This is a genomic window from Rothia sp. HMSC036D11 (assembly GCF_001814205.1).
GTDB lineage: Bacteria > Actinomycetota > Actinomycetes > Actinomycetales > Micrococcaceae > Rothia > Rothia dentocariosa.
Genome location: NZ_KV815272.1, coordinates 176,461 through 202,179, shown reverse-complemented (window position 1 = coordinate 202,179; position 25,719 = coordinate 176,461). Strand labels below are relative to the sequence as shown.

General features: G+C 55.5%; 22 protein-coding genes and 1 pseudogene. 16 read left to right on the top strand and 7 right to left on the bottom strand.

Features of this window, described 5'->3' with window-relative positions:
* Nucleotides 1-531: 531 nt before the first annotated feature.
* The 10 genes from HMPREF2958_RS00865 to HMPREF2958_RS00810 all read left to right on the top strand — a co-directional run bounded on the left by HMPREF2958_RS00865 (nt 532) and on the right by HMPREF2958_RS00810 (nt 11,639).
* The gene (locus HMPREF2958_RS00865; RefSeq protein WP_070520263.1) at nt 532-1,374 is read left to right on the top strand and encodes a hypothetical protein; all 843 of its coding nucleotides are present in this window, start codon (nt 532-534) and stop codon (nt 1,372-1,374) included.
* A 39-nt stretch (nt 1,375-1,413) separates the two neighbouring features.
* Nucleotides 1,414-1,926 carry a cell surface protein gene (locus HMPREF2958_RS00860; RefSeq protein ID WP_246827968.1) on the top strand — a complete coding sequence of 171 codons (513 nt, stop codon included), beginning with the start codon at nt 1,414-1,416 and terminating at the stop codon, nt 1,924-1,926.
* Nucleotides 1,927-2,275: 349 nt separating this feature from the next.
* Complete coding sequence (locus HMPREF2958_RS00850; protein ID WP_048752860.1) at nt 2,276-2,911, top strand: hypothetical protein; 636 nt, start codon at nt 2,276-2,278, stop codon at nt 2,909-2,911.
* A gap of 462 nt (nt 2,912-3,373) precedes the next feature.
* Nucleotides 3,374-4,261 (top strand): hypothetical protein, encoded by an 888-nt coding sequence (locus HMPREF2958_RS00845; protein ID WP_070695848.1) that lies wholly within the window; start codon nt 3,374-3,376, stop codon nt 4,259-4,261.
* A gap of 304 nt (nt 4,262-4,565) precedes the next feature.
* Nucleotides 4,566-5,042 carry a hypothetical protein gene (locus tag HMPREF2958_RS00840; RefSeq protein WP_070695847.1) on the top strand — a complete coding sequence of 159 codons (477 nt, stop codon included), beginning with the start codon at nt 4,566-4,568 and terminating at the stop codon, nt 5,040-5,042.
* A 249-nt stretch (nt 5,043-5,291) separates the two neighbouring features.
* The gene (locus tag HMPREF2958_RS00835; RefSeq protein WP_070695846.1) at nt 5,292-6,071 is read left to right on the top strand and encodes a hypothetical protein; all 780 of its coding nucleotides are present in this window, start codon (nt 5,292-5,294) and stop codon (nt 6,069-6,071) included.
* Nucleotides 6,072-6,203: 132 nt separating this feature from the next.
* The gene (locus tag HMPREF2958_RS00830; protein WP_065425152.1) at nt 6,204-6,770 is read left to right on the top strand and encodes a copper resistance CopC family protein; all 567 of its coding nucleotides are present in this window, start codon (nt 6,204-6,206) and stop codon (nt 6,768-6,770) included.
* 203 nt (nt 6,771-6,973) lie between these two features.
* A complete protein-coding gene (locus HMPREF2958_RS00820) occupies nt 6,974-7,777 on the top strand; it encodes a copper chaperone PCu(A)C (protein ID WP_070695844.1) in 804 nt (267 codons plus the stop codon).
* Between the two features lie 366 nt (nt 7,778-8,143).
* Nucleotides 8,144-9,406, top strand: a complete 1,263-nt coding sequence (locus tag HMPREF2958_RS00815; RefSeq protein ID WP_083313666.1) for a Dyp-type peroxidase — start codon at nt 8,144-8,146, stop codon at nt 9,404-9,406.
* Nucleotides 9,407-9,470: 64 nt separating this feature from the next.
* Entirely contained in the window at nt 9,471-11,639 is a 2,169-nt protein-coding gene (locus tag HMPREF2958_RS00810) for a bifunctional copper resistance protein CopD/cytochrome c oxidase assembly protein (RefSeq protein ID WP_070695843.1), read from the top strand.
* A gap of 225 nt (nt 11,640-11,864) precedes the next feature.
* On the opposite strand, the gene HMPREF2958_RS00805 is transcribed toward HMPREF2958_RS00810, so the two are convergent.
* A complete protein-coding gene (locus HMPREF2958_RS00805) occupies nt 11,865-12,548 on the bottom strand; it encodes a TetR/AcrR family transcriptional regulator (RefSeq protein WP_070695842.1) in 684 nt (227 codons plus the stop codon).
* A gap of 411 nt (nt 12,549-12,959) precedes the next feature.
* Here HMPREF2958_RS00805 and HMPREF2958_RS00800 point away from each other — a divergent pair, with 411 nt between their 5' ends.
* From HMPREF2958_RS00800 to HMPREF2958_RS00790, 3 genes are all read left to right on the top strand, one after another.
* Nucleotides 12,960-14,198 carry an alpha-hydroxy acid oxidase gene (locus HMPREF2958_RS00800; protein ID WP_070553598.1) on the top strand — a complete coding sequence of 413 codons (1,239 nt, stop codon included), beginning with the start codon at nt 12,960-12,962 and terminating at the stop codon, nt 14,196-14,198.
* A 260-nt stretch (nt 14,199-14,458) separates the two neighbouring features.
* The gene (locus tag HMPREF2958_RS00795; RefSeq protein WP_070617879.1) at nt 14,459-15,748 is read left to right on the top strand and encodes an MFS transporter; all 1,290 of its coding nucleotides are present in this window, start codon (nt 14,459-14,461) and stop codon (nt 15,746-15,748) included.
* Between the two features lie 225 nt (nt 15,749-15,973).
* Entirely contained in the window at nt 15,974-17,977 is a 2,004-nt protein-coding gene (locus HMPREF2958_RS00790; RefSeq protein ID WP_070695841.1) for an NHL domain-containing thioredoxin family protein, read from the top strand.
* A gap of 16 nt (nt 17,978-17,993) precedes the next feature.
* On the opposite strand, the gene HMPREF2958_RS00785 is transcribed toward HMPREF2958_RS00790, so the two are convergent.
* Nucleotides 17,994-18,974, bottom strand: coding sequence for a zinc ribbon domain-containing protein (locus HMPREF2958_RS00785; protein WP_070695867.1), 981 nt, complete (start codon nt 18,972-18,974; stop codon nt 17,994-17,996).
* A 132-nt stretch (nt 18,975-19,106) separates the two neighbouring features.
* On the opposite strand from HMPREF2958_RS00785, the gene HMPREF2958_RS00780 reads away from it, so the two are divergent.
* On the top strand, nt 19,107-19,808 hold the full coding sequence (locus HMPREF2958_RS00780; protein ID WP_048751284.1) for a hypothetical protein: 702 nt from the start codon (nt 19,107-19,109) through the stop codon (nt 19,806-19,808).
* Between the two features lie 123 nt (nt 19,809-19,931).
* Here HMPREF2958_RS00780 and HMPREF2958_RS00775 read toward each other — a convergent pair whose 3' ends face one another.
* Nucleotides 19,932-20,582 carry a class I SAM-dependent methyltransferase gene (locus HMPREF2958_RS00775; protein ID WP_013398507.1) on the bottom strand — a complete coding sequence of 217 codons (651 nt, stop codon included), beginning with the start codon at nt 20,580-20,582 and terminating at the stop codon, nt 19,932-19,934.
* A gap of 84 nt (nt 20,583-20,666) precedes the next feature.
* Nucleotides 20,667-21,737, bottom strand: a complete 1,071-nt coding sequence (locus HMPREF2958_RS00770; protein WP_070695840.1) for a TlpA family protein disulfide reductase — start codon at nt 21,735-21,737, stop codon at nt 20,667-20,669.
* 260 nt (nt 21,738-21,997) lie between these two features.
* On the opposite strand from HMPREF2958_RS00770, the gene HMPREF2958_RS00765 reads away from it, so the two are divergent.
* Entirely contained in the window at nt 21,998-22,627 is a 630-nt protein-coding gene (locus HMPREF2958_RS00765) for a DUF4097 family beta strand repeat-containing protein (protein ID WP_070695839.1), read from the top strand.
* 143 nt (nt 22,628-22,770) lie between these two features.
* Here the strand turns inward: HMPREF2958_RS00765 and HMPREF2958_RS00760 are convergent, their stop codons facing one another.
* A complete protein-coding gene (locus tag HMPREF2958_RS00760; protein WP_070695838.1) occupies nt 22,771-23,268 on the bottom strand; it encodes a chemotaxis protein CheA in 498 nt (165 codons plus the stop codon).
* Between the two features lie 117 nt (nt 23,269-23,385).
* Nucleotides 23,386-23,871, bottom strand: a complete 486-nt coding sequence (locus HMPREF2958_RS00755; protein WP_070695837.1) for a chemotaxis protein CheA — start codon at nt 23,869-23,871, stop codon at nt 23,386-23,388.
* 321 nt (nt 23,872-24,192) lie between these two features.
* Here HMPREF2958_RS00755 and HMPREF2958_RS00750 point away from each other — a divergent pair, with 321 nt between their 5' ends.
* Nucleotides 24,193-25,212, top strand: coding sequence for a zinc-dependent alcohol dehydrogenase (locus tag HMPREF2958_RS00750; protein WP_246827967.1), 1,020 nt, complete (start codon nt 24,193-24,195; stop codon nt 25,210-25,212).
* A 128-nt stretch (nt 25,213-25,340) separates the two neighbouring features.
* On the opposite strand, the pseudogene HMPREF2958_RS00745 reads toward HMPREF2958_RS00750, so the two are convergent.
* A pseudogene (locus HMPREF2958_RS00745) lies at nt 25,341-25,719 on the bottom strand (peptidoglycan-binding protein); the annotation flags it as partial.

Below are 25,719 nucleotides of genomic sequence, written 5' to 3'. Positions count from 1 at the left end.
AAATATCTATAAATCAAATGGTCCTTGCACAAAGATCTCTGTGGTCGACTGCTCGGGTGATACTCTACTAAGCTGAGTTTTCTTGTGCTCCGGCATTTCTTGTCGTTGAGTGTATGACTCTTGATGCGCGAATGAAGTTTTTCCTTGTGGAGCAGGGGTTTGTATGTCGGGAGGATGGAGACCTTCACATAGAACTCTCGTAAGTGTAAAGAAAATATATATAAAAATGCTGATTAGCTTTAATCTGTAGTTTCACGTCCGAGATTTTGAAGTGTTTCCCAAGATATTCTTGAGGGTACCCGCAGAAATTAACGTGATATTTTTCAAGAAACGTGTTAATGGATAGCTTCAAGAAGCGGAACACCTTTAGAATAGATGTATCCCTTCTTCCGGAAGGACTATTTATCCCGCAACGACGCTCTTCAGTGGGGATCGCTATAACACCATATTTTTCGGTGCTGTGGTGCGCTCATGCTGAACGTCTGGGTGGTCGCAACGGGACGTCATCACCGGTTTATAGAAAGAAATGCAATGAGCATGAAGAGAACCTACGCCGTTGTATCGGTGGCTGTGGCGAGTATTCTTGCCCTGAGCGCCTGCGGCTCCTCAAATGAGGCGTCTTCCTCCGTAACATTATCGCCCAACAGCAGCTCCTCAAGCTCAAAATCTTCTCCCACGAAATCTAAGTCTCCAAGTCCCAGTTCCTCGGCAAGTTCATCCCCTTCTGCGACGGCGACTGAAACCGCAACCCCCGAGCCTGCGGATGCTACTCCCTCTTCAACCGCCGAGAGTAATACTACAGGTGAAGCCGTGAATGCTCCCACGCTCACAGATGCGGCAACAGCCCCCGAATCTCCGGCTGCTAATTCTCCTGAGGAAAGCGCAGCAGCTGGTGGTGCAGATGCGAATAAGGATGTCGATGAAGCGGCGAAGCCGGCTGACGGCTCTGGTGGAAGTAACTCCGGACAGCAGGGAAATTCTGGAGGTCAGGGAGGAGCAGGATCCGCAAATAAAAATGGCGGTTCGCAAGGATCTACCGGCAACAAGGGAAATGGCGGTGCTTCTAGTATCAAGGTGAACCGCGATGGTTCGTGGTCTCAGACCGCTGCGGATGGAAGCACTATCAAAGTTGATTCCGATGGCTCGTGGAAACGCAAGAATGCCGATGGAACCCGAATTCGTGTGTACGACGACGGATCGTGGGTGCAAAAGTATCCGAATGGAAGCGAATTCGGCGTCACCGATAACGGCGAATGGTACTCCTCTAATGGATGGCGAATTTCGTCCTACACGCCCCCAGCGCCCACGTATCCTGGACGGGGGACGGCTCGTCCAGCACAGCCTAAGCGCGCTGTTTGGCAGGGGCGCGGGTAATAAAAACGGCTGACTTTCTGCCCTGAGATGGGAAAACACGTGAAAACTGTAAAAATTATAGCGAGTCTTGCTCTGGCATTTGCTTCTGCTCTGACGCTAAGCGCTTGCGTTGCTCATAGTTCCAGCGGTTCGGCCGCCTCTCCATCGGTGTCGAAAACTCCTAAGCCTTTTCCGTCCGTTACGGTACGCAGTATGGAGGAACAAACCACACAGGTTTCCTCGGATGGTTCATGGTCTTATGTGTCCAATGATGGTTTGCAGGTGAAAGTCAATGCTGACGGTTCTTGGACTAAAACCGGGATTATGGGCGAGGAAACTGCGGTGTCGGCAGATGGGTCATGGACCCATAAAGCTCGAATCGAGATTGCAGAGCAGGGAACAGTGCAAGGCTCCCAGGCTAAGGTGCAGGCGGATGGTGGCTACACGACTGTGAAGAAAGGCGGGCAGCCCGGAACTACGAAACCTACGGTTCCTCAGATGCCTGAAAGACCTGCAAACCCTCAGGCGGTAACGCCTAAGACCCCGGTTGAGCCCTCGTATGCTCTGCAATAGTTTGTGACTGCGACCTCTGTCGTGAGGACTTTCAGGAACCGAAGCGCCGCATCCACAAGGCTAGGATGCGGTGCTTCGGCTTTTCATCTGCCTGCGATAAGAGCCTGTGGTACGGGGGTATACCCCACCCCTTTACTTCCGCGGGAATTTGGGGGCCTGAAATAGGTATAAAAAACCTTAAGATAATTTTTAAGTTTCTTAGGTTAAACACAGGTTTACATAGGCTCAACATAGCTAGAACCAGTAGAATAAAGGTATTCCCGGTAGGGTATAGCTCCTGTAATTTCAGTCTTGTGACGCGAAATTTTCGGGTACTGAACAGTAATTCATCATCAGAAAGACTACGCACATGATCACCAAGAAAACTTCCGCCCTTCTTTCTCTAGCTGTAGCAGGCGTTGTAGCCCTCAGCGCATGCGGTGCCAATAACTCCAATAACGCTTCGAACTCTTCATCGGCATCCGCTTCTGCATCTGCGACTCCCAAGGTCTCCGCCTCTGACGGTTCGGTCACTGTGAATAATGGTGATACCTCTGTTACCGCTGGGGCTGACGGTAATATGCAGATGAAGAACGGCGATTCCACGGTATCTGCTGGTACTAACGGCGGAATGCAAGCGGATAACGGCTCGGGGTCGAGCGCATCCGCTGGCAATAACGGTGGCGGGGCCGGTTCGCATACTGTTGTATCTGATGGGTCGTGGACTTACACTGAAGCTGATGGTGATAGTGTCGTTGTGGCTTCCGACGGCTCATGGGTTCGCACCGAGACTGATGGCGATATTACCACTGTGAGTTCCGATGGCTCATGGACTGTTATAGATGGTCGTGATGTAACAGCTGTAAATGCTGATGGCAGCTACACCGTTCAGGAGGATGGCAAGCCGTCCACTAAGAAGCCAAGCCTTCCGGATCTGCCCAATAAGCCAAGCGACTCTAAAGCTGTAACTCCTAAGTCCCCAGTTCAGCCAACCACTGCCGGCTAGATTATTCTAGATAGAGAGTCGATATGCCGTGCGTTGCCTCTGACGCGCTACGGTAACTACTGGTCTAGAAGGCTCCACCCGGACGTAGCATCACGGTATACGGCGCGATATTCAAGCGGTGCGCATCCTTACGATAAGGATGCGCACCGCTTTGTTGTGTGCGGATAAAGGGCGGCAAAATAAAAACCCCGAAACCATAAGAGGTGCTTGTATAAGTGCAAGGTATGATCTAAGTTTTCTGAGATCTACGAGAAGGGTAAATATTTTAAAATATTAATTAATTTTAATAACACAAGGAAATACAGTTAATTGTTTGGGTTAGAAATGAGTATGCGTTAAAGGGTCTATTTATTGCTCTTAGCATAAAAAGAGCCACAGGGAGGGGAAAATTCCTGAAAAATACCGTCAGTGTGTGAGAGAGTTGAAAACCAGTCAATAATCACCGGCAGAAAGGATAGGCGTATGATCGCCAAGAAGACTTCCGCTTTTGTATCTCTGGCTGTTGCGGGCATGGTGGCGCTGAGCGCCTGTGGCTCGGACAATTCTAACGGCTCCTCCTCAAGCTCTTCCGCGGGAAGCGGTGCGTCCGGTTCCGCATCGGCAAACTCTTCAGCTTCCGCTTCCGGCGGCTCAGACTCCTCGAACGCTAGCGGTGGCGCCAGCGGCGATGCTTCGGCAAACTCCAGTGCCGGTTCTGATGCTAGCGGCGGTGCAGACTCGGAGAAGGGGGCTGGTAGCGGATCTAGCGACGGCGCGGGATCGGATAATAAGTCTGGTTCCGATTCTGGCTCACAATCAGGCAGCGAGGGCGGCTCCGGTGGAGGCTCGGGTGCTGAAGGCGGTGGTGGCGCTCAGGGTGGCGCACAATCGGGCAGCGGTGACGGATCAGGCGGCGGAGCGAACGGTTCTGGCGCTGAGGGTGGCGGCGGTGCCCAGGGTGGCACCGCTCCTAACTCTGGAGGCGGTGCTGCCGGTGCTGACGGTAGCGGCGCACAGGGTGGTGGCGCCAATGGCGCTCCCGGATCTGAGGGATACGTTCTGGTCTCGGAAGACGGCTCTTGGACTGCTACTGAACCCGACGGCGATACGGTTACGGTCTACTACGATGGCTCTTGGACTAGGACCGACGCTTCCGATGGTCACACCGATCTGGTGGGCATCGACGGCTCCTGGGTTAAGAACGAAGGCAATACGGTGACGGCTGTGCAGTACAACGGCGCCTACAATGTGATGGTTAACGGTCAGGCTACGTCCGAAAAACCCACCGACCTGCCGGATCTTCCCGTGGTTCCCAATACTCCGGGAGCGGCAACTCCCAAAACGCCTCTCAACCCGACCACTGCGGGCTAGTACCTGCGGGCAGCCGTGAGGCGGCTGTGTAATCTGGCGCGCATCCTTAGTTTTTGAGGATGCGCGCCTTATTTCTGCTAAAAATACGGAAGATATAAATATGATGGGGGAATTTAACCGTTGTATATGCAATTAAACTACATAATTTTATGCAAGCTATTTCGAAAATATTTATGGAAATGCAATGTATTTACGGCTCATAGCATAAAAACGTTCCGCACCTGGGATAAATCCCTGAAAAATACTTTAGGTGTGTGAGAGGGTGGGTTTTGAACCAACAATTACCGGCAGAAAGGATAGGCGTATGATCGCCAAGAAGACTTCTGTTTTTGTGTCCCTGGCTGTTGCTGGTGTGGTGGCGCTGAGCGCATGTGGCTCTGGCAGCTCTGGTGGTGACTCCTCCTCAAGCTCATCCTCAGCATCTACATCGTCAAGTTCATCCGCCTCGCAGGGATCCGTGACCACGGACAACAGCGGCACATCAGGCGACTCCGGTTCAGGCGGTGGCGCTGGCGGCGGCTCGGGCGCAGAAAATAATTCTGGCGGCGGCTCACAGATGGAGAATGGCGGCGGATCCGGCGGCACTGGTTCAGAGCCTTCAGCTGGCGGCAACATGCAGACCGGTGAGAGCGGTACCGGTGGCCACATGCAGACGAAGCCCGGCAGTGAAGGTGGAGCCCGTATGGATAACCCGCCGGAGGAACAACAGCAACAACAGCCCCAGCAAGGGCAGCAGCCCCAGCAGGGACAGCAGCAGCCTCAGCAACAGCAAAAGCAGTAACCTGAGGCATTCGCCCCTCTGTGGCGGTATACTGCCGCCGAAACAGGCGAGTTTCGGCGTATCTGTGCATATGGCGCGCATCCTTGAACGTGAGGATGCGCGTCATTGTGGCGCTCAAAACGTTAACCAGCCGAACATGTCACATCTTCGCCGTGAAATACCTGGTCAGCTGACAAACCGGTAGAATGTGGGATATTGACAGGTTGCGGGTACACCCGCATATGACGACTACGAGCGAGGGGGCGGAACATGCACACACGCGCAAAGACGCGCCCTCATACCCGCCTTCTCGCCGTCAAAGACTGTGCCGAACGGGAATCATCGCCGCGTGAGGTACAGTCAGCAACCGCTACTAGGCGAGGCGCCCGTGTGATGCGTGCCTGGCTTATCTCGGCATCTGCGGTTCTGCTGGGCTCGGCAGGGCATACTCTTGCCGGAGGCGGGGTCGCGCATCCGATGATTCTTGCGCTTTGTACCGCGTTAGGGGCGCTCGCCGCTCTGGGACTTCTAGCGCTTCTCGAACGTATAACGCGCTCACGGCAGCGAGCCCTCTACCTGGGCACCGCAGCAGGCGCTCTCACCGTACAAACCCTGCTCCACGGTGTTTTCAACCTATCCCACGGATCCGCTCAGGCGGCGCATCGTGTGGTGGCACTGCAAGGAAACTACGCGCACGGTCATGCACATGCGCCCGGAACACCCCTCGCCCTTGAACACGGGAATGGGTTCAGTCACGCCGTCGCCCAGCACGCTACTGGCACTATGATCGGGGTGCACGCTCTTGCAGCCCTACTAAGCCTTATACTTTTGCACCGTGGTGAACGCGCTCTCGCGCAGGCATTGTGGGCTTTACACTGTTATCTGAATACACGTTTGCAGTCCGCTCTGCGCGTTCCGGTGCTGGCGCCGCTTCCTGTCTTTCCCCGTATATACGGACGTTTTGTCATATCCGTTTATCTTCGTCGGCTGATGCTGGCGTTCTCCCGCGTGGAGCGAGGACCGCCTGCAGTCTTGGGAAACCCCGCGTAACCCCAACCATCGCCCGTGCTACGAGTCTGCCCACCGGCTGGCTCGCGTGAGTGTATACACCTTCCTCGACTGAAACCGAGCGTGAAAGCGCATGCAGCATGGGCATTCGATGCAGATAAAGGATTTACATATATGCGCACCATGATGCGTACCCTGGCGGCGGTTTTGCTCGCCAGCCTGATGCTTTTCGGCGGTGCCGCAGCGCAGGCGCATGACGAACTGGTCTCTTCCGACCCCGCCGCGAACGCAACTTTGACGCAGGCACCTGCCGAGCTGAACCTGACCTACAGCGCGAACCTCATGAATATTGAGGGCGGAAACCGCGTGCGCGTGGTCGATTCGACCGGCGCATCCGTAGCTGAAGGCGAACCACAGGTGAAGGGAACGACCGTCACCCAGCCGCTCAAGATCAAGGATGCGAGCGCCGACGAGACTTATACCGTCACCTGGCGCGTAGTCTCCTCGGACGGGCACCCTATTCAGGGAACCTATACGTTCAGCGTTGGCGCAGGTAAAGCCGCAGCGTCCCCGCAGGATGCGGGCACCGGCGAATCTTCGCAGGCTGCAGCTGATACCCAGAACTCCACTAAGTCAGATTCCGATTCCGGGGTGAATTGGTGGCTGATTGGCGGCGGTGTAGGTGTCTTCGTCGTGCTGGCCGTGGGGATTCTCGCCCTGCTCAAAAAACGTTCCGCATAATACCTTGTACATCCGTGACGTTACCGGGCAGCTTCCGGACGTCACGCCCATTGGCAGGCGCCGCATCGGGATCTTCCCGCAGATTGCGGCACGCGCGATTAAAAGTCGCAGAATAATCGAACGCCGCGAACTGTCGCATGTGCCTGCCGAAGAATTGTTCGCACACACAGGCGGGTTTTACCGCCAGAAAAGAGTAAAAGATCATGAAAAAATTTCAGGCTCACCACAAGCTGATGGCTTTGAGCTCCGTAGCTCTCGCTGGGATTCTTACCCTGAACGCTTGTGGCTCTACCAACACGAACTCGGATTCGAGCGCATCCGCAACGAGCTCTTCCAGCGCAGCGGCAAGCGGTTCGGCACAGTCGTCTTCAGGCCCGATCAAGATTGAGAATACCTGGGCTAAGGCAACCGACGGTGGTATGACTGGTGTTTTCGGCAAGATTACCAATACCAGCGATCACGATGTGAAGGTCGTCTCGGCAACATCGACTGCGACCGATGAAGTGCAGCTGCACACCACGGTTAAGGACTCTAACGGAAGCACCAAGATGCAGCAGGTGCAGGAATTTACGGTGAAAGCGGGGGAGACCCTGGAGCTGAAGCCCGGAGGCAACCACATTATGCTGATGGGCCTGAACTGCTCGCTCTCAGCGGGTGCCAGCACCACGGTAACCCTCAAGACTGAGGATGGCGCAACCCTGGAGTTCAAGCCTGAGGCACGTGACTACTCTGGCGCTAAGGAAGAATACCAGGGCGATGCACAGTCCACCGGCTCAGCTTCGGCGGACGCATCCGCATCGGCCTCGGGTGACTCTCATGACGGCCACGAGCACAGCCACGAGCATGGTCACGGGGATGGCGAGCACTCCGATCATGAGCATAGTCATGGGGATGGCGAGCACTCCGATCACGAGCATGGCACACACGAACACGGTGAGCACGGCGACCACGACCATATGAGCGGCGAAGCCTCGGGGAGCGCATCCGCAAAACCGCAGTGTAAGTAGCCGCAGCGCTCGGCAACGGGTGTTTTGAACACATCCACCGAGCCTATGCAGGATGCGCGGCGCACGAAACCACAACATTTGGGGGACTGGCACCGCGCATCCTGCCCCACTCAACTGAGGCGCCGATAGCGCGCATGAGAGATAGCCGCAGGCATAGAGGAATGAAAGATTATGACGGCGGAGAATGACAGGATGGGTACCCCGCAGCCTCCGCATGAGCCTTCTTCGGCGGAGGTCAACGAGCCGCAGGAGGGTACCGCCGGGATATCTGAAGGATCGGCAGCTGAGGACTCTTTGCGACATCATGACAGCCGGTCTGCGGAATCCCCAGGGGTGCGTCGTCGTACCGCGCTCGCCGGTGCTTTCCTGGGGGTGGGCGCCGGTGTTGCCGTTGGGGCTGGCGCACGCGGTCTGATAGCGCCGGGGCATGAAACGGGTGCGCACGAGACTGTACCCGCGCAGCAGGCGCTGACCACTCAAACCGTGAATTTTTACGGCGATAAGCAGGCCGGGATTATGACCCCGGCGCAGGCTCATGCGCGTTTTATTGCTCTTGATCTGAACGATGGGCTGGATGCTTCTGGGGTGCAGCGTCTGTTGAGGATTCTGACCTCCGATGCGGCCGCCCTGACTGCAGGGCAGACTCCGCTGACAGATCAGGAACCTGAGCTTGTGCAGGCTCCCGCACATTTGACTATCACATTCGGGTTTGGCGAAAAGATTTTTGATATTGTGGCACCCGCCAAAAAACCGGCGTGGCTTAAACCTCTCCCAGCGTTCCCGAAGATCGACCAATTGCAGCAGAAGTGGAACGGCGGTGATCTGCTCCTGCAGATTTGTGGGGATAATCTGCTGACGGTCTCGCATGCCCAGCGGATGCTCACCAAAGACACCCGCTCCTTCGGGCGTATCCGCTGGGTGCAAGAGGGCTTTCTGAGTGCCTTCGGTACCGGTCAGGGCACTCCGCGTAATCTCTTCGGCCAGGTAGACGGCACCGTGAACCCGGTCGAAGACCCTCACGAGACACCTGGGCGCGGCGGCGGGTCGGCACACGAGATCGTGTGGGGCGAGGGGAACGCTGAGCAGAACTTCCCGCAGGCATGGGAACCGGGCGGTACCTCCGTGGTGATTAGGCGCATCCACATGAATCTGGATACTTGGGATGAGGTCGATACCCCCGCTCGTGAAGACGCTATCGGGCGTAAGCTCTCTAACGGCGCGCCCTTGACCGGTAATGATGAATTTGATGACCCCGACTTTGATAAGCTCGATAATCTGGGCTTTGAGGTAATCGCCCCGTATGCGCATATTCGCCGGGCGCACGGCACCGAGCTTGAGAAGAAGCCGTGGGAGCGCATCCTGCGGCGCGGCTATAACTATGACGAACCGGTCTTCAACGCCTCAGGGTTCTCAGAACACGGGCAGATCAGCGGCGGCATTTCGGACGCAGGGCTGATTTTCGTGGCCTACCAGGCAGACCCGGTGGCGCAGTTTGTGCCTATTCAGAAACGGCTTGAACAACTGGATATGCTTAACACATGGACGGTTCCGGTGGGATCAGCCGTGTTCGCAATTCCCGCCGGGGTACGTGAGGAAGGCGGGTATATCGGCGAAAGCCTCTTCACCTAGCCGCCCAAGATTTACGCGCATACCTAACACGCACCATCGCACACACCACAGATGAAAAAGAACTATGGCTACTACGTCTTCACAACCGCAGAAAACCAAGGCTGGCCCTCAGCGCACCACCGTGCGTCCCGGGCTGTCCGCGCCCTGGATTACCGCCTATGTAGGGGTCGGTCTGCTGACTCTGCTGGTCTCGTTAAGGCTAACCCTAGCGAACTCGGCGACCGAGCTTGCCGATGCTGGCGGTTTTGTACGCTGGGCGCTGCCTATTTCCGAGGTTATTCATAATTTCTCGATGGCGACGACCATGGGTGCGCTGATCTTCGCGATGGGCATTATTCCCCGCTATGCAGCCGATGCCGCCGGAACACACCGAGGCAAGCGCACCACGAAAAACGCCGTCAATAAAGAGTACAAGCCATTTGCCGATGTGCTGAATCTTGCCGCCGCCTTCGCCGTGCTGTGGACTCTCGCAGCGCTTGCCGTTCTGATTCTTTCCTATGCCGATATTTCGGGGCGACCCATTGGCTCTGGCACCGATTACGCTAGTGAGCTCATCAGTTATATCACCACCTTAGATGCGGGCAAAGAAAAAGGTATGACCGTTGTGGTCGCCGCCGTGGTCGCCACCGCCTGTTTCGGGGTGCGCTCGCTCATGGGACTGTTTTTCATCTTCATGATCTCGCTCGTCGGTATTGCGGATATGGCGCTTTCGGGGCACTCCTCGGGCGGGCAGGACCATATGGGTGCCGTCAACTCCCTGGGACTGCACCTGCTGGGGGTGAGTATCTGGTGCGGTGGGCTGATCGCGCTGGCGTTTATCTCGCGCGGTATTTCGGGTAAGGATGCGGGCACCGGCACCATTGTTGAGGCACACCGTGGCGAACACACTGCGGCATCTCGTCGCGTGCCGATGGCCCAGGCGGTACTGCGCCGCTACTCGCTGCTTGCCCTCATCGGGTTCATTCTCGTGCTGCTCTCGGGCATTACGAACGCCGGGGTGCGCATGTCGTCGTGGCGGGACTTAGGCACCGACTACGGCAAGATTGTGCTGCTCAAACTGGGGTTAACGCTTCTGCTCGGGGTAATCGGAGCAGCACATCGGCTTTATCTGATTCCCGCGCTCTCTGCCGGTAAGATGAGCGGCACGCGTGCCCTGTGGAGCGCCATCTCTGCTGAGCTCGTGATCATGGGGGCAGCCTCCGGACTGGGGGCTTCGCTCTCACGTACACCGCCGCCGGTTCCGGAAACTCTCGCGCCGGATGCCACGCCGGTGCGCATTATCACCTGGTACGATATGCCGCCCGAACCGCATTTTCAGCGTTGGTTCACCGAGTGGCGCTGGGACTGGTTCTGGGTTGCTGTGCTGGGGTATCTGGCGATTGTATATCTGTGGGCGTTCGTGAAGGTACGTCGTGCGGGTGACTCTTGGCCCGTGATGCGCGCTGTCTCCTGGATTTTAGGGCTGCTCGTGCTGAACTACATCACCTCCGGTCCACCCGCCGTATATTCGCGTGTGCTGTTTTCGGTGCACATGTTTGAGCATATGGTGCTCACGATGGTCGTGCCGATTCTGCTCGTATTAGGCGCACCCGTAACGCTGCTGCTTAAGGCACTGGAACCCCGTCAGGACGGTACGCGAGGCCCTCGTGAGTGGATTGTGCGCATCGTGCATTCGGGGTGGTCGAAAGTTGTTACGCACCCTATTTTTGCCGCCGTAAACTTTGCGGGCTCGATTATTATCGTTTATTTCACGCCGCTTTTCGGGGTGATGCTGCGGTACCATATCGGGCACGAATTCATGATGATTCACTTTACGCTCACGGGCTATATCTTCATGCTGGTGCTTATCGGCATTGACCCGATTCCGTATCGCCCCCAGTACCCGATGCGCCTGATTATGCTGATCGCAACCCTGGGGTACCACGCCTTCGTCGGCATCTCGATCATGAACTCCAAGGCGCTCCTGGAAGCTTCTTGGTTCGGCAATTTGGGGCGTACTTGGGGTTTATCGGCGCTGGACGACCAGAAGATGGGCGGCGCGCTCATGTGGGGTATCGGTGAAATTCCGACCATGATCGTGGCGATCGCGGTGGGTTTCCAATGGTCTATGGCAGATAAGAAACTTGCCGCACGCATTGACCGGCAGGCCGACCGTGATGGGGACGCCGAACTGAATGCCTACAACGAGATGTTTGAGCGCCTGCATGAAGAGGATGCGCGCCACGGCTCCTAAACGACTTTCATTCATTCGCTCTTCCAAGCCCCTCGCGAACGCGGTCAAGCTACCTTCGTAGTTAAGCTTCGTCACCGGTGGCCGCGTGTGGTGTACCCGCAGCAAAGTTTTTGAACCCGGTTGTTGCTGAACATACTCGCGGCGTAAAAATAAAGGGCATAGGGGATCCCCAGAGGGGCACCCCTACGCCACATAAGACAGGGTATCGGCAGATGAAGCCGTTCGTTATGACTTGAGCGAGTATTCGATGCCGTCGAGCAGAATGGTCATTTTATGCCGCAGCCACTCTAAGGGATCCGAGGTCACCGAATCCCGCAGAATAGTCCGAATCTCTTGACGCTCGGCGGAAGCACCTGGGTCTTGGAAAGACTGCAGGTCGGTTGAATTGCGCTGCATCTGATGCCGAATTTCTTCACGTCCAGCGCCGGTTTCAGCAATAAACGCATCGCTGTGTTCAACGCTTCGTCTGCTGTCGATAACCATATCCAGCAGCATATCGCAGGTGAGAACGGCCTTCTTTGCCGAAAAACCTTGTTTGATGAGAATCACACAAAGCTCTTCGAAAAAGTATGTAGCAATGGGGGGAACGATGCCGCGTGCCACTTCGGTTGCCGCGCCCGGGTATTTCTCAAGGCTGTGCCAGGTATTGAGGGCGTGTGCATTCAGAACCTCACGCCAGGGACCTTCAAAGGAAGGAACCTCAATACCGGAATAGGCATATTCGAGCCCCATACGTACCAGTTCGTCGCGGTCCGGTGCGTAGCGATATAGGGTGGTTTCCCCTACCCCTAGACGGTCACGAACGGCGGCAAACGTGAGATTGGCAAAGCCTACGTCTAAAACGGTTTTGGCAATCTGCTCACGGGTTAGGCTTGGGGGACGTCCACGGCGGGCTTTGGGTTGGGTCATGGTTGGTTTCCTTGCACGGTGATTGCATATTCATATCTGATAATAGGTCTTTACGAGGCGGAATAAAAATAGCAGTTTGCCCGGGTATCTCAGGGTGAGACAAGAATGAAAATTCTTGTCACCTGATCAAAAAGTCGCAGATGCACTCGTCTCGCAGCGTCGCGAGAGCAAGGTTTGCGGGTCCTTCCCCCGAAAAACCGCCTCAAAAACGGTGTGTAGCACTCGGCGCTGGTTAATAAGTCAAGGGTTGCCTTATTTATTAGTATGGGTTAGCTTAAGATTACGGGCATTGTGTGGTCCGACCATAACTGTGAATGAACACACACCATACTTTTGCGTTATATCGCGGTATATGACGCTTTGAACCTCGTATAGCAATGAAGCGGCAACCCCGCAGAAAGAAGGCGCCCCATGGTACAACGTCAGTTCCCCAAGCCCAGCGAACTCAAAGAATTTATGACGTTCAAGAAGCCCAGCCTGGACTTCGCCGGGAACCGCCTCGAAAAAGCCCTCACCATTTATGATCTGCGCAAGATCGCCAAACGCCGCACCCCAGCTGCCGCTTTTGACTATACCGATGGCGCTGCCGAAGGTGAGTTCTCCATGAATCGTGCACGCCAGGCCTTCGAGGATATTGAGTTTCACCCCGGCGTGCTCACTGATGTTTCGACCGTAGACACCACCACCGAGGTCTTAGGCGGTACATCCGCCATGCCTTTCGGTATCGCTCCCACCGGCTTCACCCGCCTCATGCAGACCGAAGGTGAGATCGCTGGCGCCGGTGCAGCAGGTGCCGCGGGCATCCCCTTCACCCTGTCTACTCTAGGCACCACCAGCATTGAGGATGTGCGCGCCGCAGACCCCAATGGTCGCCTCTGGTTCCAGCTGTATGTGATGCGCGAGCGCGAAATCTCCTACGGACTGGTAGAGCGTGCCGCCAAAGCAGGATTTGATACGCTCTTCTTCACCGTGGATACACCTGTTGCTGGCGCTCGTCTGCGCGATAAGCGCAATGGTTTCTCTATTCCTCCGCATCTGACGATGAAGACCCTGCTGAACGCGATTCCGCGCCCCTGGTGGTGGTTCGACTTCCTGACCACGCCCAAGCTGGAATTCGCCTCACTCTCCTCGACCGGCGGCACCGTGGGCGAGCTTCTGGATAACGCGATGGATCCCTCCATCAACTATGAAGACCTGAAGATTATCCGCGAAATGTGGCCCGGCAAGATCGTGATTAAGGGCGTACAGAACCTCGAAGACTCTAAGAAACTCGCCGATCTGGGCGTAGACGGCATTCTGCTCTCGAACCACGGCGGTCGTCAGCTGGACCGTGCGCCCGTACCCTTCCACCTGCTCCCGGAGGTAGTGCGTGAAGTAGGGATGGATACCGAGGTGATGGTTGATACCGGCATTATGAACGGTGCCGATATTGTCGCCTCTATGGCGCTGGGTGCGAAGTTCACTCTGGTCGGTCGCGCCTACCTGTACGGGCTTATGGCCGGTGGCCGCCGCGGCGTGGACCGGACTATCGAGATTCTTTCCGACGAGGTGCGCCGCACCATGAAGCTGCTCCAGGTGCACAACATTGCCGAGCTTGAACCCAAGCACGTAACTCAGCTGCGCCGCCTGCAGCCGATCCCAAAGGCGTAAGTTCTAAACCTGCATAACTTCCCTTTCGCTAGGGGATGATAAAAGGCTCTTGAGGTGAATACGGCGGAGTTTCTAAAACTTCGTTCACCTCAAGGGCTTTTTAGTATGTAGGTTGCTTCCTGTAGATGAATATATGATTCAGGGCTACGTACTCTTTGTCATAATGAGGTAATTATTTTTTCCATGTTCACTCAGCGGAGCACTAATGCGGAGGATCTATAATTGATTTCCTCAATTATCTGAACTTCAGGAGTATCTTCATGGCAGCCTCTGAATCAGTGCCGGAACCTCATACTGGTTTTACAGCGAATATCACACGCACAAGGCTACCTGCTTCCTTTACTACCGTGCTTATTGGAGAGTCCTTCTCACTTTTCGGCACTCAGATTTCTTCTGTGATGATTCCTCTTATCGTTGCGATAACGCTTAGCGCAGGAGAAATAACTCTGGGCGTTGTCAGCGCTGTAGGGTGGCTGCCCATTATCTTGATAGGACTTATCGCCGGGGCAATTGTTGATAGACATAGTCGTTGGACCATGATGGTGGTATGTAATATCACACGTGCCGGATTAATTGGGTTGATCCCACTTCTTGCGCTTACGCAGAATCTCACAGTGACAGTTCTCGTAGTTATCTCATTCTGTATGGGGGTCTGTAACGTATTCTTCGATGTTGCTTATCAAACCTATGTCCCCGACATTGTGCCCCGGAATATGCTTGACAGAGCAAATAACAGGTTTGAGCTTATTCGTTCAATGGCTCAGCTTATAGGACCACTTATGGGAGGATTTTTAGCAGCACATTACCGCCCAGAGTACCTAATTACTTTGGATGCAGTAACTTTTCTCATTGCATTTATCGTGTTGCTACTGCTACCAGGTCGTTTCAGGGTTCCATCGGCAATTTCACAGAGAAGTTCGCTGAATACACCCAGTATTATTTCTGATATGATGGCTGGTCTTAAACTTGTATGGCGCACGCCTGTTATTCGTTTGGTCGTACTATCGGGTGCCTTCATTAATATTTTTGAGGCAGGAATAAGCGCCTTATTTGTTCTATATGTTACGCGAACCCTTGGATTAAATTCGTCTGCATATGGTGTTGCTATATCGCTAGCAGGGATAGGTGCTTTATGTGGTGCACTTAGCTACCGTATATGGTCGGAGAAAGTTCAAGAGGGAGCCTGCGTAGGTATTGGCGTGGTGTGGATGGCAGTGGGATCGATTCTTACAGCCGCCGCTATTTTTCCTGGATGGTCATGGATCTGTCTGTTATTGGGACAATTTTGTATTGGGTACGGAAGTCCAATCATGAATATAGCTCTCGTAACTTTACGGCAAAAGATCACTCCCGCTGAAGCGCTTGGACGTGTAAATGCTAGTGCCCGTGTCTGCATCATGAGTAGCCTACCGATAGGCGCTCTCATGATTTCTTCACTTGCAGAAGCAGTGTCAATCTCAACTGCTCTGTGGGTTGCAGGCCTGGGGGAACTTGCGGTGCTAATCATTTTAGGACCACAACTTTTACGGATCCGTATCCAAGAAATTTAGAAAGCAGAATTTGTATGTTTTCTCTTCTTACTGAGGAGTAGTATTGCCAGATAACGTGACGATTGGACCGTGGTTCTATGACAAAATATGACGGCGTATTGCGGGGCGAGTTCATAAACTTTTACCGCCCGGTGAACACGCCCGCACCGCTGGCATAATAGGGTGGAAACGAGCGCACCCTGTTACTAAGCGGGGTCTGGGCGCGAAACCATAGGGGAGAGAATCGTGAACGAAACCAGCAACCAGCATTCCGGGCAAGATCATACCGGGCAGAAAACCGTGCGCGTGCGCGCCAGCGAACTAACCGGACGATCCTGGCTCAACACCGGCGAGAAGAGCCTAGACCTGCAGACTCTTCGCGGCAAAATCGTGATCCTCGACTTCTGGACCCTGTGCTGCATTAACTGCCTGCACGTGCTCGACGAGCTGCGCCCCCTCGAAGAAGAATTCTCGGATGTGCTCGTCACCGTGGGCGTGCACAGCCCCAAATTTGAGCATGAGGCAGACCCGGTAGCGCTCGCCGCAGCCGTAGACCGCTACGACATCAAACACCCCGTACTCGACGACCCCGAACTCACCACCTGGCAGGCCTACACCGCCCGCGCCTGGCCCACGCTCGTGGTCATCGACCCCGAAGGGTATATTGTGGCGCATCTATCCGGGGAGGGACACGTGCAGGGGCTTACCTCACTCGTGCGTGAGCTCGTTGCCGAACACGAGAAAAAAGGTACCCTGCACCGAGGCGACGGCCCCTATGTACCCCGACCCAAAACCGAGGGAACATTCGCTTTCCCGGGGAAAGCTATCGAACTCCCCACAGAGTTCGGACCCAAAAACCTGTTCGGCACCGGCTCACGCACCTACCTGGTGTCCGATACCGCTAGGCACCGCATCCTGCAGGTCGCCGAAGACCTCAATACCGTGCTGGCAACCTACGGCGGGGGAGAGGGTGGCGATAAAGGCTACGCCGACGGAACCGGAACCACTGCACGCTTTAACGAACCGCAAGGGCTCGCCCTGGTACCCGCCGAACTCCGCGAAAAACTTGGGTACGATGTGCTGATTACCGACACTGTGAATCACCGACTGCGCTCGCTGAACCTGCGCACGGGCGAGGTTCGTACCCTTGCGGGCAACGGCGTGCAGCGCGTGATTGATGGAGACAACGCCGTCACGGGCAACGCGAACCATATCCCCGCAGATGCGCCTGCCACCGCTGTAGCCCTCTCATCCCCGTGGGATGCGGTCTACTCGCGTGAAGCTGGGCAGTTCGTGATCGCGATGGCTGGCACCCACCAGCTCTTCGGCTACGACCCCGTTTCTGAAACCATCAGCATTTTTGCGGGCGCCGGGGTTGAAGGGCTGCAGGACGGTACCGCCGAGGACGCATGGTTTGCCCAGCCCTCCGGCATTATCGAGGCGCGTGACGGCAGTCTGTGGGTAGCCTGCTCGGAAACCAGCGGGCTGCGCCACGTAACCTTTACACAGGACGATCACGGACACCAGAGCGTACAGGTGACCTCTGCTGTAGGGTTGGGACTATTCGATTTCGGGTTCGTGGACGGCGACTCGCAGACCTCCCGCATGCAGCATCCGCTGGGACTCGCAGAGCTTCCCGACGGCTCTATCGCGGTGGCAGACACCTATAACGGCGCGATTCGCCGCTGGGATCCTGCCGCGAAGGAACTGAGCACCTTACAGCGCGGACTCGCCGAACCCGCCGACCTCCTGGTGGAGCATAGCCCGGGTGAGGATCCCCGCCTGATAATCGTAGAAACCAATGCGCACCAGCTGGTGCGTGCCGCCATTCCGGCTCAGGCGCAAAAAGTGGACGAAGGGGCGATTACAACCGCCCGGCCCGCCACGAAACTCACCGGCGGAACCCTCGAATTTACCTCGCGGTTTACCGTGCCGACCGGGCAGAAACTCGATACCCGCTGGGGAGACCCGACCCAGCTGAAAATCTCATCCACCCCCGAAAATTTCCTGCTGGACGGTGCCGGTACCTCCCAAGGACTCAGTCGTACCCTCGTGCTCAACCCCGAAATTCAGGAGGCGGTGCTGCACATTACCGCCCGCGCCGCCGCCTGCGACGGTACCCCCGACGGCGATATTCCCGAGCACGCCGCATGCCACCTGTACCAGCAGGATTGGGGTATTCCGGTCATCGTCACCGGTGATGCCGCGGATGAGAGCGAACTCGTGCTGGATTTGCGAGGGATTAACTAAGCCAGGGTAAGGAACCTCAGAAGCTTACGTGCACCGCCGTGCCGTTGCTGACGTTCACTGTCGGTTTGATGGTAAACGGAACATCCTTCTCAAAAGGCTGCCGCTCGCCCGTGTACAGGTCAAGCTGCGTGAAGGATACCTTGACCTTGCCCTGCGCCTGGTCAGCGCTCCATTCGCCATTCGCGGTGACCGTCACGTGTGGATGCGGATACTCCGTGACCGACCAGGTCACCTCACCATCCACACGCCCGGGGAAAGTGTACTCGAAGGGACAGCCGCTCGGGTAGAGAGTCTTTTGCTCGGTGCAGGAATTTATGTAATCCTCCACCTGGTGCTGCACGGATTCCCGAGCCTGATCGCTCGCTTTCAAATCGAGCGTGACCTGCGAATTTGCATCCGCTGAGAGCACCTTTTGCGAGTACGGTTGTGCGGTATACACCGTCGAATCATAAGAAATGGAATAGTTTCCGGGGTAGAGCACCGGGAATGTCGCCTCACCGTCATCAACCGCAACCTTGCGGGTGTTCACGGTCGCCGCCTGTACGCCCTTAATCGAAACCTTCAGCTCGGGAAGCTCACCGGGTTCAATCTCCCACCGTGGGAAAAGGCCCCAGTGATCGCCCACATGACGCAGTCTGAAATCGGTGTGTTCCTGTGCGCCGTCAAGGGTGTAGGAGGCTCGCACCGTCGTGTGCTCGCCGTCATCGCTGCTTTCCACTACCTCATAGGTAATATTAGACAGCCCCGAAACCGACTTCTTCAGAACCTCACCGTCGAGAAGAGAACCGTCGCCCTCAGGTACCCGCGCCCCCAAAATACCGAGCGCATGCGAACCATTACCGTCCTGCAGCGCTCTAAAATACTCCTGAACTTGACCCGTGGGGGTGTACACCAGCCGATTCAGAGCAAAGAGCGCGCCAAAAGCAAGGGTTACCGACACGAAAACGCCGATAACCCAGGTAGCTAGAACCCGTTCCACGGGAGAAAATTTGTGCATGATTACAGCGTACCGCACCGCGCGGGCGCACCTGACACCGGGCAGATTTATGTACCCGCACGAACCCTCAGGTTTGACACTGCGGGGCGAAAATCTTAGCGTCGGGCAGGTGCGACCGCTAAAGTGGTGTGTATGGCAGAACGCGCACACGAAATTCCCGCCAAATACGGCGATGTTCTAGAACTCTTCCACCCCCGCATGCGGTCCTACGGCAGGCGCATTGAGGCGGCGCTCCCGGGAACCATAACCCTCGTCGCCGCTATCGCATTCTTAGCGTATAAACGCCCCGCCCTGCCATACCTGGTGCTGGTGCTTATCATCTGTTTTTTCGCGGGTCTAAGTCTGTATTCGGTGCTTAAACCCACGATCGTGGCAATCACCAAAACCCATGTGCTTCGCGCCCGAATCTTTGGCTGGCATGCGGTAGAACGCAAAGACATGGACCACACGATCTTCGTGGAAAAGCTCTACGGCAAGAAAGCACACGGGCAAGACCTCAGCAACGTTGTAGCCAAGCTCAAGTACCGCAGCTTCCCGAGCATGTGGGCGCTGGATAAGCACGGAAAGTCTCTTCTTCGCCTCGACGGTCGCGTGTGGGACGCCAAGACTATGTCTACGGTGGCCTCGAAACTTTCCGACCAGACCACGGTCTATAAAAAAGCGAACGTTCTCGATATTGACCGGCTGCATCACGGTCTGATTACTTTCACCGAACTGCACCCCGGCTGGAAATCCGCCACTATGGCGATTCTCGCAGTACTTATTGTGGTTATATTGGGCGGCGCCGCAATCCTGCCCGAAGACATGGCACGTTCAATCCACCTGATCCCCTAGAGGTTACGATTCCCGCGTTCTGCACGGGCGGAGAGAGAAAAATGCGGTGGTGCGCATCCTACACAAAACCAGGATGCGCACCACCGCTTTTATCAGCCATAAAGCGTGCCGCCTGAGCGCCGCCTACCGCGAAAGAACCGCCACAATAAACTCGGAACCCTCGGCAAACGGACGCAAATCCCAGGAACTAAACGTCGAATCAACATTCAGCCCGACCTCGCGCGCATCCTCAAGAAACTGAGCAAACGCATAGTCACGACCGGGACCGGAACCGTACCCAATCACGGCGCGCCCACCCGGTGCCAGCACCTTCCGGAAATTCTCCAACACCGGCTTACGGGTTGAACGCGCAAGAAAACCCATCACATTCCCGGCACATACGATCAGCTCAAAACCATCCTCACCGGCATCGGATTCGAACCCGAGAGCCTGCGGCAAATCCACCAAATCAGCCGTAACCCAGGTGGCTTCCGGGCATACGCGGCGCGCCTCATCAATAAGCTCAGGGTCAATATCAACGCCGGTCACCCGATGCCCCAGCGCATGCAGCTGCTTACCCACGCGGCCCGGGCCGGAACCAGCATCCAGAATCTTTGCCCCGCGCGAGGCCAAAGCATTCACCAGGCGAGACTCACCCGCCATATCCTTACCCTCAGCCTCCATAGCCTTAAAACGGTCGATATACCATTGCGAATGTGCCGGATCGTTCTCTTTCTTGATGAGCCAGAGCGACTTTTCGCGCTCGCCGGGGGCGTTAAAACTTAATGCTGACACCGTATTCTCCTCGGTGGTAGATGAATAGATAGCGTGTGTGCAAACGTAGGGGTATCGTACCGCATACGGGTAAGAACGCGCCTCCTAGGGCATCTGCCCGACGGTATTCTGCTCGCTGTGTTCATCCGAGTTTTCGGCGCCGGTGAATTCCTCAATCAACTGATCCATAACATCGGATACATCGGATGCGCCCCGCACCGGCCCGCCCGCCAACAGGCCGTCAGAGCCCAGTACTACCGCCAGTGGGGTGCCTCGGCCGAAAGCGTGCATAGCCGCAAATTTTGGGTCTATCAGCGGGGTAATGCTCTCGGGCACAGACGCTGTCTTTGCGTTGCTCACACTGCTGAAAACAGGATGCAGCTCAAGCTGCGGCAGTTTGTGCGCCCAGTCCGCCAGCTTGTCGAAAATCGACAGACAGGCGCCGCATGTGGGGGAGACGAAGAACAGCACCCGCGCTTTGAGCTCGGCGAGCTCGCGGATCGAAAAGTTCTTGCCATCGAGCGTATGCAGAGTTGCATACGGAATGGGCATGCGCACGTATTCTTCGCCGTCGCCACGATCTTCATAGACGGGAAGTAAAAGATGGTTATCATCGCTTTCGCCGAAATCTGGCTCAGCCAATGCCTCGCCGCGCTGTACCGCCCACATGGTGAGGGCGATCAGGGCGGCACCGAGCACCCAACCCCAATCGGCAGAGTTGAGGTTGTACAGCTCGTAGATAAGCGCTCGGCCTGAACCCAACGATGCGGCAAAAACCGTAGCTGCGGCTACGGTCAAGGCGATATTGCGGATGAGCGTATAGCGGCTCACGGGTGCGGCGGATTTTGAACCGAAACAATTGCACCCCGCGGTGCGGCCGGTGGCAAGTGCCCGCGCAATAACGATCAGGTAGAACAACATGAGCATCAGAGAGATGCCCGATACTGCGGTGAAGAGAGCGCCCGGCGCTGCGAGCATCCCTAATGCCAGAAGCAGTTCGGCCCAGGGGAGTGTGCGCGCGGTAAGCTTCAGCGGAGCAATTTTTTCGAGCCCCAGGTTGAGAATACCCGTGACGGTACTGGAAGGGTCCTTAGCCTTGGCGAACCCGCTCACCGCCAGGGTGATGGCGATCAGCGCCGTACAGAGAAGAAAAGATACATTCGGAAAAGCAGACATGATTCCTTGAAAATTTGAGTGAGTTTGTTTCTACCACAGATTTTACGCCTGGTGAGGGTCTGCACGGCGGATATGGGGGCGCATCCGGCAGCATAAATTTATGGGGAGGGCAGCACGTTCTTCGTGTTCGGAGTCGGAATAATACCGGGGTAGAATAGCTCATGAAGGTGTTAGGTGACTGGCAGAGTCAGCGCCAAATGCCCAGGCTGTGCGCCGGGTTGCGCCTTCGTCACCGTGATAAAAAATAGGGAGTTAAGTGTATGCCTATCGCGTTGCCTGAGCCCGTGTCTTTAGCTGTTGAAGCACTCGACCTTGAGGTCGCTATTACCGCAGCAGAAACCCAGGATGCGACTGCAGAGTTACCGCATGAAGAACTTTTTGACGTAAGCACCGAAGATGGTGTGATCCAGATTGTTCAGCGGGAACGATACTGGAAATCCAAGTTTGCCAAGCGCACCTCGTTTTTATCCTTTGGGGGGCCGAAGATCGTTATCAGCCTTCCTCACGATTCTTTTCTTGACGTTCTGCGGGTTCAGACAAACTCAACATGCCGCCTAGAAGGGGTGCGCACCACGCACGCAGATTTGGCAGCGACTACGGGCACTATTCGCTGTTTGAACGCATCGTTTACGCATGCGAAGGTGACCGCGAAATCTTCGTCCGTGAAGATGGTAGACAGTACAGTGGCTGAAGATGCGACTCTCATGGTCACGGGCGGCTCGGTGACAACGACCGGGACTTTCACCGAGATGCCGGGGTACCGGATCGAGGATGTTTCGGGCAAGGTGCAGATTTTGGATCAGCCGTGCGAACCGGGCGACTCACACAATGCGAAGGGGCAGCCCAGCGTGTTTATCAACTGCATCGGCGGGTCCGTAACGCTGGCGTAGGCGCTGTACGCTTCTTTGCCGGGTCTCTTTCTGGTCGCATAAAAAGACTCTTTAGTCCACTAAAGCGGGTTTTCTGCCACGTTAGTGGAATAAAAAGCCTTTTTAGCATCTACCCATCTGGCGTGATGCTTAGCTGTAGAACCTTAACCGACGTACTGGTTGATTTCGTTCTGCAGAGCCTGGATGGTCTGGGAGGGACCGTCGAGGCGGCGATCCTGGGAGATACCATAGTGCTTCTGTAAGTTTTCGATAACAGTATTATTGATCATACTGGGAACCGGGTACTCGATGTTATTGAGTCCTAGCCACAATGACATGTGGAGGATAGTGGGGGAACCTTCTGCCTGCCTAGGCTCTACCCATTCCCAGCCACCGACGATTCCAGGGCATGCAGGTGCCATGTGCGAAGGCTGGGAACTAATCACTCCATCAACGATAAGACCAGCACCCCTGACGGCGTTCATGAACCGCTGCAGTCCCGCGCTGGTTTCTTCGCCCCACCAGCCGTCGGCGGAGATGGCGTTGGCGGAGGTTGCGGTGACTAGGGTGGAGCCGAAGGCGAGCACGCCTGCGGCAGGGACGCCTAGCGCGCCTGCTTTGAGGAGCTTGCGGCGGGAAAGGTTAGCGTTTTCGAGAGACATAGTATTTCTTCCTTACGTATTTTGAGATATGTAAAGAGACAAATAACAAATACCTAGCTGGGGTACATTTCATAAGAAGAAAAGCGCCCCAGCTAGGAATTGTACGAAGAGTCTAAATTAAACGTACTGGTTGATTTCGTTCTGGAGAGCCATGATTGTCTGGGAGGGACCGTCGAGGCGACCATCCTTAGGATTGATATTATAGTGAGTCTCCAAGAGGATTACATCATATGAAGAAATCGTGCCGCTTACTGACTCTGCACGCAGCCATTTTTGCATCCAAGCAATGGTGGGAGAACCCATTTCCTGCCCCTTAGGTACCCATTCCCAGCCACCGACAATTCCGGGGCAATCAGGTGCCATGCTTGAAGGCTGGGAGCTAATGACTCCATCAACGACAAGGCCAGCGTTCATGACAGTATTCATGAACTGTTGCAGACCGGATGAGGTCTCGGAACCCCACCAGCCGTCGGCGGAGATGGCGTTAGCGGAGGTTGCGGTGACCAGGGTGGAGCCGAAGGCGAGCACACCTGCTGCAGGGACGCCTATGGCACCTGCCTTGAGCAACTTGCGGCGGGAAAGATTAGCGCTTTCGAGGGACATGAAAATATCCTTTCATCGGTGATGCAGGTTATTCCTGCATTTTCACTGTAAAAGGATTCATCGACAAATATCAACCCTAAATTTATTCTTCTATAAAGTTAAATAAAAACTTTTTAAACTTTTTCTGAGTATATTCATGAGCGAAATATTATTATATACGAATAAAATTTTTAAGCATTTTAAAGAGTTGTATAATATGTTTATTTAATGAATGATGTACGAAAAATAAAATATTATGCCCCAGCGGTGTTATAGTTCCTTGAACTCGTCTATTGTGGATCGATACTCTAAAGAGACCGCAGTAGAATGCAGGGAGAGATAATGATGAAAGCCAGTTTTATCACCGGAATTCGGAGCGTCGAAGCGCGCGATATTAAAGATGCACACCCCCAACAACCCGATGAGGCCCTCATTCGAGTTGCCTATGCGGGCATCTGTGGGACCGACCTTGAACTGTACGACGGTACCTCAAACTATCTGCGGCGCGGTCTGACCGAGTACCCTCATCATTACGGACATGAGTGGGTGGGTGTGATTGAGACCCCGCCGCAGACCGCTCACAACAGTCGATTAAAAACCGGTGCCGTGGTCACCGGAAGCACCATGATTCCCTGCCTGACCTGCGATTTCTGCCAGCGTGGGCGGCGTAACCTCTGCACGAACCTGCGCGAAGTCGGTCTCTATAAGCATGGCGGGGCAGCGGCACAAAAGCTTGTAATGCCAGCGCATGTGTTGACCGTTATTGACGACGGTTCGGGTGCAGAGCCGCATCCCGAATATATTCTGATCGAACCTCTTGTGACGGTTTTGGAGGGTCTAGCGAAAGCCACCCCAGAACCCGGCGATAGGGTACTCGTGCTGGGCGGTGGCACGATCGGCACCCTCGCGGCGCTGGTACTCAAGCAGTACCCCGTTGAGGTCGCGGTCGTTGATCCCTCGCAGCCCGTGCATCTTGCCGAGCTTGGGATTAGGGCCTATAAAACGGTGGACGCGCTCCCCGCCGGAGACTGGGATGCTGTGTGGGAGTGCTCCGGTTCTGCTGCGGCGCTGCAAGCTACGCCGTCCCTGCTGAGGAATGGAGGTGCGGCGGTGCTGATTGGTTTCCCGCCTGTGCAGACCGATCTTGACGCCTCGGAGCTTGCCCTGAGGGGGCAGTACCTGGTGGGCATCCGTCACGGCATCGACCACTATGCGGCTGCCGCGCAGTTCGTGCGGGAGCATCGGGACGAGCTGGGCACACTCATCGATTGCAGCTACAGCCTCGACGATGCGCAGGCCGCTTTCGAGCGATTGGAAGCAGGGGAGCGGGAACGCCCCAAGGTTATGCTGAGTATCGATTAGTATAATTTCCTCACTTGCTGCATAAAAAGATTCTTTATTTCACTAAAGCATGAGAATCCGCTTTAGTGGAATAAAGAGTCTTCTTATTATCGACTCCCAGTAGTCGATCGTTATATGGCTAGAAGGTGTTAACCGACGTACTGGTTAATTTCGTTCTGCAGGGCCATGATGGTTTGGGAGGGACCGTCGAGACGACCGTCCTGCGTGATGCCGTAATGTTCCTGTAGGTTTTTGATCCCGGGAGTGGTGATCGTGCCAAAAAGCATTGCCCCCTGAAGGCCTGAACCGTCCCCCCAAAGTGGAGAGTTATAAGGTAAGTGTTTCAGCCATGCGTTCATAGCTTGGATGGTTGGGGAGCCTGCTGCACCGTCTACCCATTCCCAGCCACCAACAATTCCTGGGCAGTTTGGTGCCATACTTGAAGGCTGGGAGCTGATAACCCCATCAACAGTGAGACCAGCGTCTACGACGGCATTCATGAACTGTTGCAGACCGGATGAGGTCTCG